Source organism: Tianxiuia mixotrophica (genome assembly GCF_050596425.1).
In the GTDB taxonomy this organism is placed as follows: domain Bacteria; phylum Bacillota; class Clostridia; order Peptostreptococcales; family Acidaminobacteraceae.
This window is the reverse complement of sequence record NZ_CP192292.1, coordinates 3,617,080-3,631,467: the sequence shown is the minus strand read 5'-3', so window position 1 is coordinate 3,631,467 and position 14,388 is coordinate 3,617,080. Positions and strand designations below refer to the sequence as shown.

Genomic DNA, 14,388 nt, shown 5'->3' with positions numbered 1-14,388 from the left:
GAAAAAATACAAAAGCGTATGTATAATTATTAAAAAATAGGAGGCGAAAGTGGTGAGAAATAAGCAGAGAGTAGAAAATTTATTGGAGTCACTTCCATACATTCAGAAGTTTCAAGGGAAGACTTTTGTGCTCAAATATGGTGGCAGCATTATGGAGAATGAAGAAAACAAGCTTGCGTTTATTGAGGACATTGTACTTCTTAATCACTTGGGAATAAAATGCATTATCATTCATGGAGGCGGAAAAGAAATCAATGCTAGACTGGAAAAGCTAGGCATTGAGTCAGAGTTTAAAGAAGGGTATCGTGTGACTTCCAAAGATGCCATCGATGAGGTGGAAATGATTTTGACTGGTAGAATCAATAAGGAGTTGACATGTCTGCTAAACAACGCAGGTGCCAAGGCGGTGGGACTCAATGGTAAAGATGGAGGGCTGATAAGAGCCACAAAAAAGTATGTAACACTCAATCAAAGACAACATGATATCGGGCAAGTTGGTCAAATAGATGTGGTCAATCCAGAAATTTTAGAACTTCTTCTAGAAAGTGGATACGTACCAGTGATCTCTCCCATTGGTTTCGACCGAAGTGGTATGACCTTTAACATCAATGCTGATGATGTTGCTGCTGAAATCAGCGCTAAGTTGTCGGCTGAAAAATTGATTATGATAACGGATGTTCCAGGTGTTTTGGAAGATGTCAAGAAGCCAGATTCTTTAATGAGTAAGTTGACCCTAGATGATATAGAAAGACTAACCGGGTCAGATGCTGTTAAGGGGGGAATGACCCCTAAGCTTAAGTGTGCACAAACAGCTGTCTGTGGTGGCACAAACTCGGTCCACATTTTAAATGGAACCATTAAACACTGTGTGGTACTGGAAACATTCACCGAAAAAGGTATTGGATCAATGATCACGTATAGGTAAAGGGCTCAAAATGTGAGGGAAAATGATGGGTACAGAAAATGTAATGAAAACATATAACAGACAACCGGTGACATTTGAAAAAGGTTTGGGCGTTTGGCTGACCGATAACTATGGAAATGACTATTTAGATTTTGGAGCCGGTGTGGCTGTGAACTCGTTAGGGCATAGTCATACTAAATTGGTAGAAGGGCTAAAGAATCAAGTTGAAACTTTGCTTCATGTATCTAATTTGTACTGGACAAAAGAACAGCTAGATCTAGCCAAGAAATTATGCGCCTTAAGCCGTATGCAATCCGCTTTTTTTTGTAATAGCGGAACGGAATCATTGGAAACAGCACTAAAAATCGCTCGTAAATATGGACGAATGATAAATGAGCATAAATCAAAAGTTATTGTTATGAATAAGGCATTTCATGGGAGAACAAGTGGGGCTTTGAGTCTGACTTGGAACTCAAAGTACAAGGAGCCTTTTGGTCAGTTATTAGAAGACATTGAGTTTGTTGCCTTAAATGATAAAGAGGCACTAGATGCGGCCGTTGACGACAAGGTTTGTGCCATTATTATTGAGCCGATTCAGGGCGAAGGTGGCATTTATTCAGCGGATGCAGAGTTTCTAAAATTAGCAAAACATTTAGCAAGTGAATATAATGCCCTATTGATATTTGACGAGGTGCAATGCGGCATTGGAAGAAGTGGAAAAATGTTTGCATATCAATGGAGTGGCGTACAGCCAGACGTTTTATGCTTGGCCAAGGGACTAGGCGGCGGTGTTCCCATAGGGGCCGTATTGGTTGGACCAGTCGCTGATGTGCTTGAGCCTGGAGACCATGGATCAACCTTTGGCGGGAATCCCCTAGCGTGTAGAGCTGGCGGAATTGTTCTAGACATTATCGGAAAAGAAGATTTTCTGGAAGCTGTTATAAATATGTCCAGCTATCTGCAAGAGAAGTTGTTGCGTTTAAATAATGAAAAAATGTATTTGAAAGAAATACGTGGTATGGGTTTGATGTTAGGCGTTGAAACCATCTATAAAGCAAAAGATATTGTAAAATTAGCTTTTGACGAGAAACTTTTAATCATTGGAGCCGGTGAGAACACCATTAGAATTGTACCGCCACTTATTATTACCAAAGATGATGTGGATGTTTTTATAGAAAAATTACGAAGCGCTATTGATAAACTATAGTCTGAGAATCTACTGATTCCAGTGTCTTCAGCCCATGAAAACCAAATTTGGAATAAATCTGAATAATCAAAAAATAAAAAAGGGGGTTGATAGTCCACAAAAATCATGCTAGTATAATCACAACTTCAAATTAAGTTTATCAAGAGACAGGGGAGAGAGTTAGCTCGATGATCCTGCACCAACCTGTTATACAAGGTGGTAAAGCTGACATCGATAATGATTAAGGAATCACGCCTTCTTGTCGATGACAAGGAGGCTTTTTTTATACAACTGCAAATAGCTTATCAAGAGTGGTGGAGGGACTGGCCCTATGAAACCCGGCAACCTGCTTAGGCAAGGTGCTAAATCCTGCGTAGTCGAGAGATAAGAATTAAAACACCCTCTCGAGGGTGTTTTTTATACATCCGAAAGAATAAAATGGTAAAAATGGAAAAAGGAGAAAACATGATATCCATAAAAAACATAGTTAAACAATATGGCAAGGATGATCAAATTGTAAAAGCGCTTAATGATGTGACACTAAATATTGACAAAGGTGAAATTTACGGTGTTATAGGACTTTCAGGCGCCGGTAAATCAACACTTATTCGAACGCTTAACAGACTTGAAGAGGTCGATTCAGGACAGGTTGTCATTGATGGTGAAGATATGAAGACTCTATCTCCAAAAGCATTAAGAGATCGTAGAAAGAAAATTGGTATGATATTTCAACATTTTCATCTACTGTCTTCTAGGACGGTTTCAGAAAACATTGCATTTCCTCTTGAAATTGCAGGTTGGAAAAAAGATGAGATTAAAAGTAGAGTTGCAGAGCTACTGGACCTTGTTGGACTACCTGAAAAGGCTGATGTGTATCCAAACCAGCTTAGCGGTGGTCAAAAACAGAGAGTGGCCATAGCAAGAGCGCTTGCCAACAAGCCTAAATTATTGTTAAGTGATGAATCAACAAGTGCTCTTGATCCCATAACCACACGGTCTATTTTGAGCCTCTTGCAGCGGATCAATCAAGATCTTGGGGTGACGATAGTATTAATCACTCATGAAATGGAGGTTATAAAGCAAATTTGTACCAAGGTGGCTGTTATGGATGATGGAAAAGTTATTGAAAAAGGGTCTGTGGCTTCGGTTCTTAAGAATCCTAAAAGCTCAGTGACAAAGGCTTTTCTAGGAGATTCGACAAAGGCGGTGAAATTATATGACGCATCTTAATGAAATTATGAGACTTTTAATTTCTCCAACACTTGAAACCCTGATGATGGTTTCAGTGGCATCTCTTGTGGCGACAATTCTTGGGTTGCCCATTGGAGTGTGTTTATACGTTACACAAGACAAAGGACTTATGGAAAACACAGTGGTTTTTAGAATTGTTGATGCCCTAGTGAATATGTGCAGGTCATTGCCATTTATTATATTAATGATTTTATTGTTCCCCCTATCAAGATTAATTGTCGGAACAACAATCGGTACGGTGGCTACAATTGTACCTTTATCTATTGGTGCATCTCCATTTATCGGTCGAATCGTAGAGAATGCCCTTAATGAAGTCGATGGCGGAATTATTGAAGCCGTTCATTCCATGGGTGCATCAAATTTAGAGATTATATTTAAGGTGGTTATCCCAGAAGCTCTCCCAGCCCTTGTGTCAGGAATGACCCTTTCTGTGATTAACATACTTGGATACTCAGCTATGGCAGGCGCTATTGGTGGAGGTGGCCTTGGTGATTTAGCAATACGCTATGGTTTTCATAGATTCCAGACAGATGTTCTTATAGCATCAGTCATAGTAATAATAATATTGGTACAGTGCATTCAGTTTATTGGCAACAAGCTCACAAATAGAATTTATTTGCAAAGAGCTGTTAAATAAAAAAACAAAACCAAGGATAGTATTGGTTTTCCAGTGTCAAAAGTTTATAAGATGGAGGAAATTATGAGAAGATTTATTGGTATTATTTCAGCTTTTGTATTAACAGTGGTTATCTTAGTGGGATGCTCAAGTGCAGACGATCAAGAATCGAGCGAGAGAAAAGTATTAAAAGTGGGGGCGACGCCTGTTCCACATGCTCAACTTCTAGAACTCGTTAAGCCAGTTTTAGAGGAGAAGGGGATTGATCTTGAAATAGTTGAGTTTACTGATTATGTAAAACCAAACTTGGCCCTTGATGATGGGGAAATTGATGCAAACTTCTTTCAACACGTGCCTTATTTAGAAAGCTTTAATGCGGATAGGGGACTTGACCTCATTAGTGTGGGAACGGTTCATGTGGAACCGCTGGGAGCTTATTCAGAAAAAGTTAAAACGATAGACGACTTAGAAGCGGGCGCGGAAGTGGCTATACCGAGTGACAGCGTAAATGGCGGTCGTGCATTAATATTACTTGAATCCAATGGGCTTATTAAGCTAAAAGAAGATGCAGGGCTAGAAGCAACTGAGTTTGATATTGTAGACAATCCGCTAGAGTTAAACTTTACTTCTATAGAAGCAGCACAGCTTCCACGTGTTATTGGTGATGTTGACCTTGCCGTTATTAATGGGAACTTTGCAATCGAAGCAGGGCTCAATCCACTTGAGGACGCCCTTGTACTAGAGGGATCTGATTCACCATATGCAAATATCATAACTGTAAAATCAGATTATACAAAAGTTGATGAGGTTTCAGAATTGTTAAATGCCCTTCAATCAGATGAAATTCGTGAATATATTGAGAAGAACTATAATGGTGGAGTGGTTGCAGCATTCAGTAAAAATTAAGTGAATAATACACTTTGAAATGGATATAAAGAAAACTGGCTGAAGGATTATGCCAGTTTTTCTTTATTCATAAGATGATCGTAGACCAATGTTTTCGTAAGCTTGAATAGAAAACTTTAATAAAGAAGGCTATAGAAAAGGGAAAAACATTTACATTTTATGTTATAAAAAAGTAAATGTAAGACGTGGATTAAGTATTAAAAATCCCTTATAATAAGGAAGAGAAAATTCAAAAACAGTCATGAATTGTCAGAAATATTTTTTATTTCTAGAATGCGTTGACACTTATTCAGGAAGGTGCTATTATATAACAGTCGTCGCAAGCGGCTAGCAAAAACGAGAGTTAATAACTAAGCTGATTGCAAGGGTTTTGAGGAAGTTGATCAAGAAAAAAACTTGAAAAAACTTCTTGACAAAACTGGTCGACACTGGTAAGATAATAGAGTCGCTGGAACACAGTGATTAACAAAAAATCAATCAAGTTTTTACATAGAACAAGTTGATTTCGGTCTTTGAAAATTAAACAGTATAGAATTATAACACGTTCAATTCTTTACCGCATCAAGACAAGGTCTAGATGCAAAACAATTGATTCGAAACGGATATAATGATAACAATAATTAGTCAGCATATCTGAGACGGACAAAACAATTTGAAACATTTTTTCAAAGAGTTTGATCCTGGCTCAGGATGAACGCTGGCGGCGTGCTTAACACATGCAAGTCGAGCGAGAAGCTTTTGACGGATCCTTCGGGTGACGGATGGAGTGGAAAGCGGCGGACGGGTGAGTAACGCGTGGGCAACCTGCCCTGTACAGAGGGATAGCCACTGGAAACGGTGATTAATACCTCATAAGACCACAGTGCTGCATAGCACAGGGGTAAAAACTCTGGTGGTACAGGATGGGCCCGCGTCTGATTAGCTAGTTGGTAAGGTAACGGCTTACCAAGGCGACGATCAGTAGCCGACCTGAGAGGGTGATCGGCCACACTGGAACTGAGACACGGTCCAGACTCCTACGGGAGGCAGCAGTGGGGAATATTGCACAATGGGCGAAAGCCTGATGCAGCAACGCCGCGTGAACGATGAAGGCCTTCGGGTTGTAAAGTTCTTTTCTTGGAGAAGAAAATTTGACGGTATCCAAGGAATAAGCCCCGGCTAACTACGTGCCAGCAGCCGCGGTAATACGTAGGGGGCAAGCGTTATCCGGAATCACTGGGCGTAAAGGGAGTGTAGGCGGTCAAGCAAGTCAGGGGTGAAAGGCATCGGCTCAACCGATGTAAGCCTTTGAAACTGTTTGACTTGAGTGCAGGAGAGGTAAGTGGAATTCCTAGTGTAGCGGTGAAATGCGTAGATATTAGGAGGAACACCAGTGGCGAAGGCGACTTACTGGACTGTAACTGACGCTGAGGCTCGAAAGCGTGGGGAGCGAACAGGATTAGATACCCTGGTAGTCCACGCCGTAAACGATGAATACTAGGTGTCTGGGGTCGAACCTAGGTGCCGCAGCTAACGCATTAAGTATTCCGCCTGGGGAGTACGCACGCAAGTGTGAAACTCAAAGGAATTGACGGGGACCCGCACAAGCAGCGGAGCATGTGGTTTAATTCGAAGCAACGCGAAGAACCTTACCAGGTCTTGACATACAGATGACCGGTCCTTAGCCGGACCTTTCCTTCGGGACATCTGATACAGGTGGTGCATGGTTGTCGTCAGCTCGTGTCGTGAGATGTTGGGTTAAGTCCCGCAACGAGCGCAACCCTTATTTTTAGTTGCCATCAGTTAGGCTGGGCACTCTAAAGAGACTGCCGTGGACAACACGGAGGAAGGTGGGGATGACGTCAAATCATCATGCCCCTTATGATCTGGGCTACACACGTGCTACAATGGTCGGTACAACGGGCAGCGAAGGGGTGACCTGGAGCAAATCCTATAAAGCCGATCTCAGTTCGGATTGCAGGCTGCAACTCGCCTGCATGAAGTTGGAGTTGCTAGTAATCGTGGATCAGAATGCCGCGGTGAATGCGTTCCCGGGTCTTGTACACACCGCCCGTCACACCATGGAAGCTGGGGGCGCCCGAAGCCCGTGATCCAACCCCTTGTGGGAGGAAGCGGTCGAAGGTGAAATCAGTGACTAGGGTGAAGTCGTAACAAGGTAGCCGTATCGGAAGGTGCGGCTGGATCACCTCCTTTCTAAGGAGAACGTACTCTATACTGTTTAATTTTGAGAGACTAAAATCTCTTACGCATATCTAATAATATGGGGGTATAGCTCAGTTGGGAGAGCACCTGCCTTGCACGCAGGGGGTCGCAAGTTCGAATCTTGTTACCTCCACCATTTAACCCTTTTTAGGGTATGATCTTCTTGAAAGTTGAGAGGATCATTTAGATTGAACCTTGAAAACTGCATATGAAATAAATTAGAAGACGAAAACGTATCAAACCAAGATAATTAAAACTAAGTTTTGAGAATTAAGGGAAGATACAGTTTCACTGAGGTAAACAAAACTCAAACTCGAATAATTACTCATTGATTAATATCAAGAGAACAGTTTATCGAAAATAACTTAGGTTATTTAAGAAAATTGGTCAAGTTAATAAGAGCATAGGGTGGATGCCTTGGCACTAAGAGCCGATGAAGGACGTGGTAAGCTGCGAAAAGTCTTGGGGAGCTGCAAGCGAGCGTTGATCCAGGAATGTCCGAATGGGGAAACCCGGCTACTGTAATAGGTAGTCACCGTGCACTGAATACATAGGTGTACGGAGGGAGACTCGGGGAACTGAAACATCTAAGTACCCGAAGGAGAAGAAAACAAAAGTGATTTCCTAAGTAGCGGCGAGCGAACGGGAAGCAGGCCAAACCAGAGACTACGGTTTCTGGGGTTGTGGACGCATCATAAGTGATGGCGGTATTCTAGTCGAAGAGGTTTGGAAAGACCCACCGAAGAAGGTGACAGTCCTGTAGACGAAAGAAGAAGGCCCACGATGCGCACCAGAGTACCACGGGGCACGTGAAACCTTGTGGGAAGCCGGGAGGACCATCTCCCAAGCCTAAATACTCCTTAGTGACCGATAGCGCATAGTACCGTGAGGGAAAGGTGAAAAGAACCCCTGTCGGGGAGTGAAAAAGAACCTGAAACCCTATGTTTACAAGCAGTCGAAGAACTTTATATGTTCGACGGCGTACTTTTTGTAGAACGGGCCAACGAGTTACGTTATATAGCAAGGTTAAGGTGTTCAGCACTGAAGCCGTAGCGAAAGCGAGTCTGAAGAGGGCGTATAGTTGTATGGCGTAGACCCGAAACCGGGTGACCTATCCATGAGCAGGGTGAAGCTGAAGTAAAATTCAGTGGAGGCCCGAACCCATATCTGTTGAAAAAGGTTGGGATGACTTGTGGATAGCGGAGAAATTCCAATCGAACTCGGAGATAGCTGGTTCTCCCCGAAATAGCTTTAGGGCTAGCCTTGATGTGAGTGACGCGGAGGTAGAGCACTGACTGTCCTAGGGGGCTTCACCGCCTACCGAAGACTATCAAACTCCGAATGCCGCAGTCATATAATCAGGAGTCAGACTATGTATGATAAGATTCATGGTCGAGAGGGAAACAGCCCAGACCGTCAGCTAAGGTCCCAAAGTCCAAGTTAAGTGGGAAAGGATGTGGGGTTGCTTAGACAACTAGGATGTTGGCTTAGAAGCAGCCATTCATTTAAAGAGTGCGTAATAGCTCACTAGTCGAGTGACCCTGCGCCGAAAATTACCGGGGCTCAAACTTGGCACCGAAGCTACGGCAACGTTTAGACGTTGGGTAGGGGAGCATTGTATACGGGCAGAAGCTATACCGTAAGGAGTGGTGGACTGTATACAAGAGAGAATGTTGGCATGAGTAGCGAGAGGCAGGTGAGAATCCTGCCCGCCGAAAACCTAAGGTTTCCTGGGGAAGGTTCGTCCGCCCAGGGTTAGTCAGGACCTAAGCCGAGGACGAAAGTCGTAGGCGATGGACAACTGGTTAAGATTCCAGTACCACCGAAAGTCGTCTGAGAGACGGAGTGACAGGGAATGCAAAACGATCGCACCGATGGATGTGCGTCCAAGCGTCAAGTGAGAACCGGTAGGCAAATCCGCTGGTTTAATTGCAAGGCGTGATGGGGAGCGAAAAATAAGTAGCGAAGTCGTTGGAGAGTCCTTCAAGAAAAGCTTCTATCGAGACCTAGGTGCCTGTACCGTAAACCGACACAGGTAGGAGAGTAGAGAATACTAAGGCGAGCGAGATAACCATTGTTAAGGAACTCGGCAAAATGACCCCGTAACTTCGGGAGAAGGGGTGCCGCATTAGGGTTAACGCCCGAAGCGGCCGCAGAGAACAGGCCCAAGCAACTGTTTACCAAAAACACAGGTCTCTGCTAAGTCGAAAGACGATGTATAGGGGCTGACGCCTGCCCGGTGCTGGAAGGTTATGAGGAGAGGTTAGCGTAAGCGAAGCTTTGAATCGAAGCCCCAGTAAACGGCGGCCGTAACTATAACGGTCCTAAGGTAGCGAAATTCCTTGTCGGGTAAGTTCCGACCCGCACGAAAGGCGTAATGATTTGGGCACTGTCTCAACAATGGACTCGGTGAAATTGTAGTACCGGTAAAGATGCCGGTTACCCGCAGCAGGACGGAAAGACCCCGTGGAGCTTTACTGTAGCTTGGCACTGGATTTTGGTATAGCATGTACAGGATAGGTGGGAGACTAAGAAGTATGCACGCTAGTGTGTATGGAGTCACCGTTGGGATACCACTCTTGCTATATCAGTGTCCTAACCGTGCGCTGTTATCCAGCGTCGGGACAATGTCAGGTGGGCAGTTTGACTGGGGCGGTCGCCTCCTAAAAAGTAACGGAGGCGCTCAAAGGTTCCCTCAGTGCGGTTGGAAATCGCGCGAAGAGTGCAAAGGCAAAAGGGAGCTTGACTGCGAGACATACAGGTCGAGCAGGGACGAAAGTCGGACTTAGTGATCCGGCGGTACCGAATGGAAGGGCCGTCGCTCAACGGATAAAAGCTACCCCGGGGATAACAGGCTTATCTCCCCCAAGAGTCCACATCGACGGGGAGGTTTGGCACCTCGATGTCGGCTCGTCTCATCCTGGGGCTGTAGTCGGTCCCAAGGGTTGGGCTGTTCGCCCATTAAAGAGGCACGCGAGCTGGGTTCAGAACGTCGTGAGACAGTTCGGTCCCTATCCGCTGTGGGCGCAGGAAATTTGAGAGGAGCTGTCCTTAGTACGAGAGGACCGGGATGGACATACCTCTGGTGTATCTGTTGTTCCGCCAGGAGCACTGCAGAGTAGCTACGTATGGACGGGATAAGCGCTGAAGGCATCTAAGCGCGAAGCCCCCCTCAAGATAAGATTTCCCATCCTTTATGGAGTAAGACCCCTGATAGACTAACAGGTTGATAGGTCCAAGGTGTAAGTGCAGCAATGTACTCAGCTGATGGATACTAATAGGTCGAGGACTTGACCAATATAGATTTTGAGTCATTCCTAGTGAAACAAATCTTCTAAAATATTATCATGTGCAGTTTTGAAGGATTAATCCTTCTATAATGAAATCCGGTGATGATGGCGAGGAGGCCACACCTGTTCCCATTCCGAACACAGCAGTTAAGCTCCTCAGCGCCGATGGTACTTGGCGGGCAGCCGCCTGGGAGAGTAGGTCGTCGCCGGTTTCTAAAATGTTCCAAGGTAGCTCAATGGTGGAGCAACCGGCTGTTAACCGGTAGGCTGTGGGTTCGAGTCCCACCCTTGGAGCCAATAATATTGCCGGGGTGGCGGAACTGGCAGACGCCCGGGACTTAAAATCCCGTGATACTTAGTATCGTACCGGTTCGATCCCGGTCCCCGGCACCATTTATTACATTTATGTGTGTTGGTTAAGATCGAAAAAATGAAACACCTATATGACGCGGGGTGGAGCAGCTGGCAGCTCGTCGGGCTCATAACCCGGAGGTCACAGGTTCGAATCCTGTCCCCGCAACCAATTTTATTTGAAACACCTTAATATTTGGCCCCTTGGTCAAGTGGTTAAGACACCGCCCTTTCACGGCGGTAACAGGGGTTCGAATCCCCTAGGGGTCACCACTTATTTTCTTAAAAGAAAATGAATAAAGAAATTCCAGTAGTAAATGATGATTTTGAATTAAAAATGCTTAGCATATTTAATTATAAAATGGGAGTATAGCTCAGCTGGGAGAGCATCTGCCTTACAAGCAGAGGGTCATAGGTTCGAGCCCTATTACTCCCACCATTATGGCCCAGTAGTTCAGTTGGTTAGAACGCCAGCCTGTCACGCTGGAGGTCGAGAGTTCGAGTCTCTTCTGGGTCGCCATTTTATGGGCCGGTGTAGCTCAATTGGTAGAGCAACTGACTTGTAATCAGTAGGTCGCGGGTTCGAGTCCCATCACCGGCTCCATTTAATTAAATGGTAGATGAAATATCAAAGTTTGTAATTACATTTCAAACGAATAATGAAAACAATAATTTAGGTTTAAAGCTGCAAGTAAATCGAGGCGCCAGACTAACGATTGAAGGCGCGTACAAATGTACGCAACTGATTGAGGCAGGATGAAAGGCGAAGCGTTACGTAGCAGATTTAAAGATAAATGGTGGGGTTCCCGAGTGGCCAAAGGGGGCGGACTGTAAATCCGTTGACTGAGTCTTCGAAGGTTCGAATCCTTCTCCCACCACCATATTTGCGGAAGTGGCTCAGTGGTAGAGCATCGCCTTGCCAAGGCGAGGGTCGCGAGTTCGAATCTCGTCTTCCGCTCCAAAAAACTTGCGGGTGTAGCTCAGTGGTAGAGCCCCGGCCTTCCAAGCCGGTTGCGAGGGTTCGATCCCCTTCACCCGCTCCAATTGTGACCCATTAGCTCAGTCGGTAGAGCACCTGACTTTTAATCAGGGTGTCCTGCGTTCGAGTCGCAGATGGGTCACCATTATGGCGCCATAGCCAAGTGGTAAGGCAGAGGTCTGCAAAACCTTTATCCCCAGTTCAAATCTGGGTGGCGCCTCCATTACTTGCGCCGTTAGCTCAGCTGGATAGAGTGTCTGACTACGAATCAGAAGGTCAGGAGTTCGAATCTCTTACGGCGCACCAATAACCCTGGGTTGCGAGAGTAACCTGGGGTTTTACTCCCTAAACGGAGAAGCTATTGCATAAGTGCATTGCTAGATGGACTAACATCGAAAATATCTTGATAAGTCATTTATATTTTCTGATAAAAATGCCGGTGTAGCTCAATTGGTAGAGCAACTGACTTGTAATCAGTAGGTCGCGGGTTCGAGTCCCATCACCGGCTCCATTTATTTTAAATGGTGATGAAACACTAAGCTTTTAAAGTTTATAGTACATATTGAACTAATAAACAAATAAATGAATTAATTTAGATTTAAAGACACAAGCAGATCAAGGCGTCAGCCTGATGAAGAAAGATGCGTACAAAGGTACGTAACTGACTGAAGAAGGATGAAAGGCGAAGAAATGTGCAGTGTATTTGAATATAAATGGTGGGGTTCCCGAGTGGCCAAAGGGGGCGGACTGTAAATCCGTTGACTGAGTCTTCGAAGGTTCGAATCCTTCTCCCACCACCATATTTGCGGGTGTGGCGGAATTGGCAGACGCGCTAGATTTAGGTTCTAGTGTCAATAGACGTGGGGGTTCAAGTCCCTCCACCCGCACCAATTTAATTTTTGAGTATTACCAGCATTAACTTGCGGAAGTGGCTCAGTGGTAGAGCATCGCCTTGCCAAGGCGAGGGTCGCGAGTTCGAATCTCGTCTTCCGCTCCAGAAAATCTGCGGGTGTAGCTTAGTGGTAAAGCACCGGCCTTCCAAGCCGGCTGCGAGGGTTCGATTCCCTTCACCCGCTCCATCTATTTGGCGCCATAGCCAAGTGGTAAGGCAGAGGTCTGCAAAACCTTTATCCCCAGTTCAAATCTGGGTGGCGCCTCCATTACTTGCGCCGTTAGCTCAGCTGGATAGAGTGTCTGACTACGAATCAGAAGGTCAGGAGTTCGAATCTCTTACGGCGCACCAATAAAGACTAGATTGCAATTGCAATCTGGTCTTTTTTTATTTTTTGAACAAGGATTGGCTTGATCAAAAACAAGACATGTCAAATCAATGTACACGATTTTAATATTTACTAACTTAGATAAATGAACTAACAATCCCCGTACATGTTGAAAATACTTGATTTAGAATTAATGTTGCAAGTTGGCATAGGACTTGCAATACTTAAAGACAAATCAAATTTGTCCAAGTATTTATACAGATATACAGGAGGAATGTAATGAGAGATGTGGTTATTGTCAGTGCCGTAAGAACACCAATAGGGAGTTTTGGTGGTGCACTTGCATCATTAAGCGCTGTCGATCTAGGGGTAATTGCTGCAAAAGCAGCACTTGAAAGAGGGCATGTGAAGCCTGAAATGGTTGATGAAGTATTAATAGGCAATGTGCTTCAAGCTGGATTAGGTCAAAATATTGCACGTCAAATTGCTGTTGGTGCAGGTCTGCCATACGAAGTACCTGCCATAGCGATTAATAAGCTTTGTGGTTCAGGACTGCGAACAGTGAGTATGGCAGCACAATTTATTAAGCTTGGTGATGCTAAGCTTATCTTGGCAGGTGGAACGGAAAGCATGTCCAATGCCCCTTATGTTATGAATAAGGCAAGATGGGGCGCTAAAATGGGACATATTTCAGCAGAAGACACCATGATCAAGGATGGGTTGACAGATGCATTCAACGACTATCATATGGGGATAACAGCAGAAAATATTGCCGACCAGTGGTCAATCACACGTGATGAGCAAGATGCTTTTGCCCTACACAGTCAGATGAAGGCCGCTTCTGCCATGGCAGCTGGAAAGTTCAAAGAAGAAATTGTGCCAGTAGCAGTTAAGAACAAACGACAAGAAGTTCTTGTTGACACAGATGAGTATCCAAGGATTGGTGCAACACTAGAATCGCTTCAAAAGTTGCGTCCAGCTTTTAAAAAGGATGGAACGGTCACTGCAGGAAACGCTTCTGGTATTAATGATGGTGCAGCAATGATTGTTCTTGCTGACAAGGCATTTGCAATTGAAAACGGGCTGACTATATTGGCCGAAATTAAATCATATGGTTCAGCAGCACTTGATCCATCTATAATGGGTTATGGACCTGTTCCAGCAACTAAGCTAGCACTTGAACGCGCCGGTTTGGAAGCATCTGATATGGGGCTTGTTGAGGCCAATGAGGCTTTTGCTGCACAATCCATTGCTGTTGTCAGAGATCTGGGCTTTGATGCGAATCGTGTCAATGTCAACGGGGGAGCAATTGCATTAGGCCACCCGATTGGCGCAAGTGGAGCAAGGATTCTAACAACGCTTTTACATGAAATGAAAAAGCAGGATACAAAGTACGGGCTGGCGACCTTATGTATAGGCGGTGGACAAGGTACTTCTGTGATTGTTGAAAAATTTACAAATGAGAAAAAATAAAAAGGTTTAA

5 protein-coding genes, 21 tRNA genes, 3 rRNA genes, 1 pseudogene and 2 riboswitches are annotated in these 14,388 nt (G+C 44.6%); all 30 genes and pseudogenes read left to right on the top strand.

Features of this window, described 5'->3' with window-relative positions; translation table 11 throughout:
• The first annotated feature begins 52 nt into the window (after nucleotides 1-52).
• The 30 genes and pseudogenes from argB to ACQ4KW_RS16025 all read left to right on the top strand — a co-directional run bounded on the left by argB (nucleotide 53) and on the right by ACQ4KW_RS16025 (nucleotide 14,378).
• Nucleotides 53-925 (top strand): acetylglutamate kinase, encoded by an 873-nt coding sequence (gene argB, locus ACQ4KW_RS16170; protein ID WP_430883479.1) that lies wholly within the window; start codon nucleotides 53-55, stop codon nucleotides 923-925.
• 22 nt (nucleotides 926-947) lie between these two features.
• Nucleotides 948-2,111, top strand: a complete 1,164-nt coding sequence (locus ACQ4KW_RS16165) for an aspartate aminotransferase family protein (RefSeq protein ID WP_430883478.1) — start codon at nucleotides 948-950, stop codon at nucleotides 2,109-2,111.
• Nucleotides 2,112-2,244: 133 nt separating this feature from the next.
• A riboswitch (SAM riboswitch) is annotated at nucleotides 2,245-2,331 on the top strand.
• A gap of 58 nt (nucleotides 2,332-2,389) precedes the next feature.
• Nucleotides 2,390-2,481: riboswitch (SAM riboswitch) on the top strand.
• A gap of 74 nt (nucleotides 2,482-2,555) precedes the next feature.
• A pseudogene (locus tag ACQ4KW_RS16160) lies at nucleotides 2,556-3,278 on the top strand (methionine ABC transporter ATP-binding protein); the annotation flags it as partial.
• Nucleotides 3,279-3,327: 49 nt separating this feature from the next.
• Nucleotides 3,328-3,978 carry a methionine ABC transporter permease gene (locus ACQ4KW_RS16155; RefSeq protein ID WP_430883477.1) on the top strand — a complete coding sequence of 217 codons (651 nt, stop codon included), beginning with the start codon at nucleotides 3,328-3,330 and terminating at the stop codon, nucleotides 3,976-3,978.
• A gap of 63 nt (nucleotides 3,979-4,041) precedes the next feature.
• Nucleotides 4,042-4,863, top strand: coding sequence for a MetQ/NlpA family ABC transporter substrate-binding protein (locus ACQ4KW_RS16150; RefSeq protein WP_430883476.1), 822 nt, complete (start codon nucleotides 4,042-4,044; stop codon nucleotides 4,861-4,863).
• A 662-nt stretch (nucleotides 4,864-5,525) separates the two neighbouring features.
• Nucleotides 5,526-7,056: ribosomal RNA gene (locus ACQ4KW_RS16145) — 16S ribosomal RNA — on the top strand.
• 69 nt (nucleotides 7,057-7,125) lie between these two features.
• Nucleotides 7,126-7,201: transfer RNA gene (locus tag ACQ4KW_RS16140), tRNA-Ala, on the top strand.
• A gap of 249 nt (nucleotides 7,202-7,450) precedes the next feature.
• Nucleotides 7,451-10,363 (top strand): 23S ribosomal RNA (locus ACQ4KW_RS16135).
• Nucleotides 10,364-10,450: 87 nt separating this feature from the next.
• Nucleotides 10,451-10,567, top strand: a 5S ribosomal RNA gene (gene rrf, locus ACQ4KW_RS16130).
• The 16S, 23S and 5S rRNA genes sit together here with 21 tRNA genes alongside, the layout of an rRNA operon.
• 10 nt (nucleotides 10,568-10,577) lie before the next feature.
• Nucleotides 10,578-10,652: transfer RNA gene (locus tag ACQ4KW_RS16125), tRNA-Asn, on the top strand.
• Between the two features lie 8 nt (nucleotides 10,653-10,660).
• A tRNA-Leu gene (locus tag ACQ4KW_RS16120) sits at nucleotides 10,661-10,748 on the top strand.
• Nucleotides 10,749-10,802: 54 nt separating this feature from the next.
• Nucleotides 10,803-10,878, top strand: a tRNA-Met gene (locus ACQ4KW_RS16115).
• A gap of 26 nt (nucleotides 10,879-10,904) precedes the next feature.
• Nucleotides 10,905-10,979, top strand: a tRNA-Glu gene (locus ACQ4KW_RS16110).
• Between the two features lie 90 nt (nucleotides 10,980-11,069).
• Nucleotides 11,070-11,145 (top strand) — tRNA-Val (locus ACQ4KW_RS16105).
• 4 nt (nucleotides 11,146-11,149) lie between these two features.
• A tRNA-Asp gene (locus tag ACQ4KW_RS16100) sits at nucleotides 11,150-11,226 on the top strand.
• An 8-nt stretch (nucleotides 11,227-11,234) separates the two neighbouring features.
• Nucleotides 11,235-11,310: transfer RNA gene (locus tag ACQ4KW_RS16095), tRNA-Thr, on the top strand.
• Nucleotides 11,311-11,502: 192 nt separating this feature from the next.
• A tRNA-Tyr gene (locus ACQ4KW_RS16090) sits at nucleotides 11,503-11,587 on the top strand.
• A gap of 5 nt (nucleotides 11,588-11,592) precedes the next feature.
• Nucleotides 11,593-11,667: transfer RNA gene (locus ACQ4KW_RS16085), tRNA-Gly, on the top strand.
• Nucleotides 11,668-11,675: 8 nt separating this feature from the next.
• A tRNA-Gly gene (locus ACQ4KW_RS16080) sits at nucleotides 11,676-11,749 on the top strand.
• Nucleotides 11,750-11,754: 5 nt separating this feature from the next.
• Nucleotides 11,755-11,830: transfer RNA gene (locus tag ACQ4KW_RS16075), tRNA-Lys, on the top strand.
• Nucleotides 11,831-11,834: 4 nt separating this feature from the next.
• A tRNA-Cys gene (locus ACQ4KW_RS16070) sits at nucleotides 11,835-11,908 on the top strand.
• Between the two features lie 6 nt (nucleotides 11,909-11,914).
• A tRNA-Arg gene (locus ACQ4KW_RS16065) sits at nucleotides 11,915-11,991 on the top strand.
• Nucleotides 11,992-12,120: 129 nt separating this feature from the next.
• A tRNA-Thr gene (locus tag ACQ4KW_RS16060) sits at nucleotides 12,121-12,196 on the top strand.
• 204 nt (nucleotides 12,197-12,400) lie between these two features.
• Nucleotides 12,401-12,485: transfer RNA gene (locus tag ACQ4KW_RS16055), tRNA-Tyr, on the top strand.
• A 5-nt stretch (nucleotides 12,486-12,490) separates the two neighbouring features.
• Nucleotides 12,491-12,575, top strand: a tRNA-Leu gene (locus tag ACQ4KW_RS16050).
• Nucleotides 12,576-12,607: 32 nt separating this feature from the next.
• Nucleotides 12,608-12,682: transfer RNA gene (locus tag ACQ4KW_RS16045), tRNA-Gly, on the top strand.
• 8 nt (nucleotides 12,683-12,690) lie between these two features.
• A tRNA-Gly gene (locus ACQ4KW_RS16040) sits at nucleotides 12,691-12,764 on the top strand.
• A 7-nt stretch (nucleotides 12,765-12,771) separates the two neighbouring features.
• Nucleotides 12,772-12,845, top strand: a tRNA-Cys gene (locus ACQ4KW_RS16035).
• A 6-nt stretch (nucleotides 12,846-12,851) separates the two neighbouring features.
• A tRNA-Arg gene (locus ACQ4KW_RS16030) sits at nucleotides 12,852-12,928 on the top strand.
• A 256-nt stretch (nucleotides 12,929-13,184) separates the two neighbouring features.
• A complete protein-coding gene (locus tag ACQ4KW_RS16025) occupies nucleotides 13,185-14,378 on the top strand; it encodes an acetyl-CoA C-acetyltransferase (protein ID WP_430883475.1) in 1,194 nt (397 codons plus the stop codon).
• The last annotated feature ends 10 nt before the right edge of the window (nucleotides 14,379-14,388 follow it).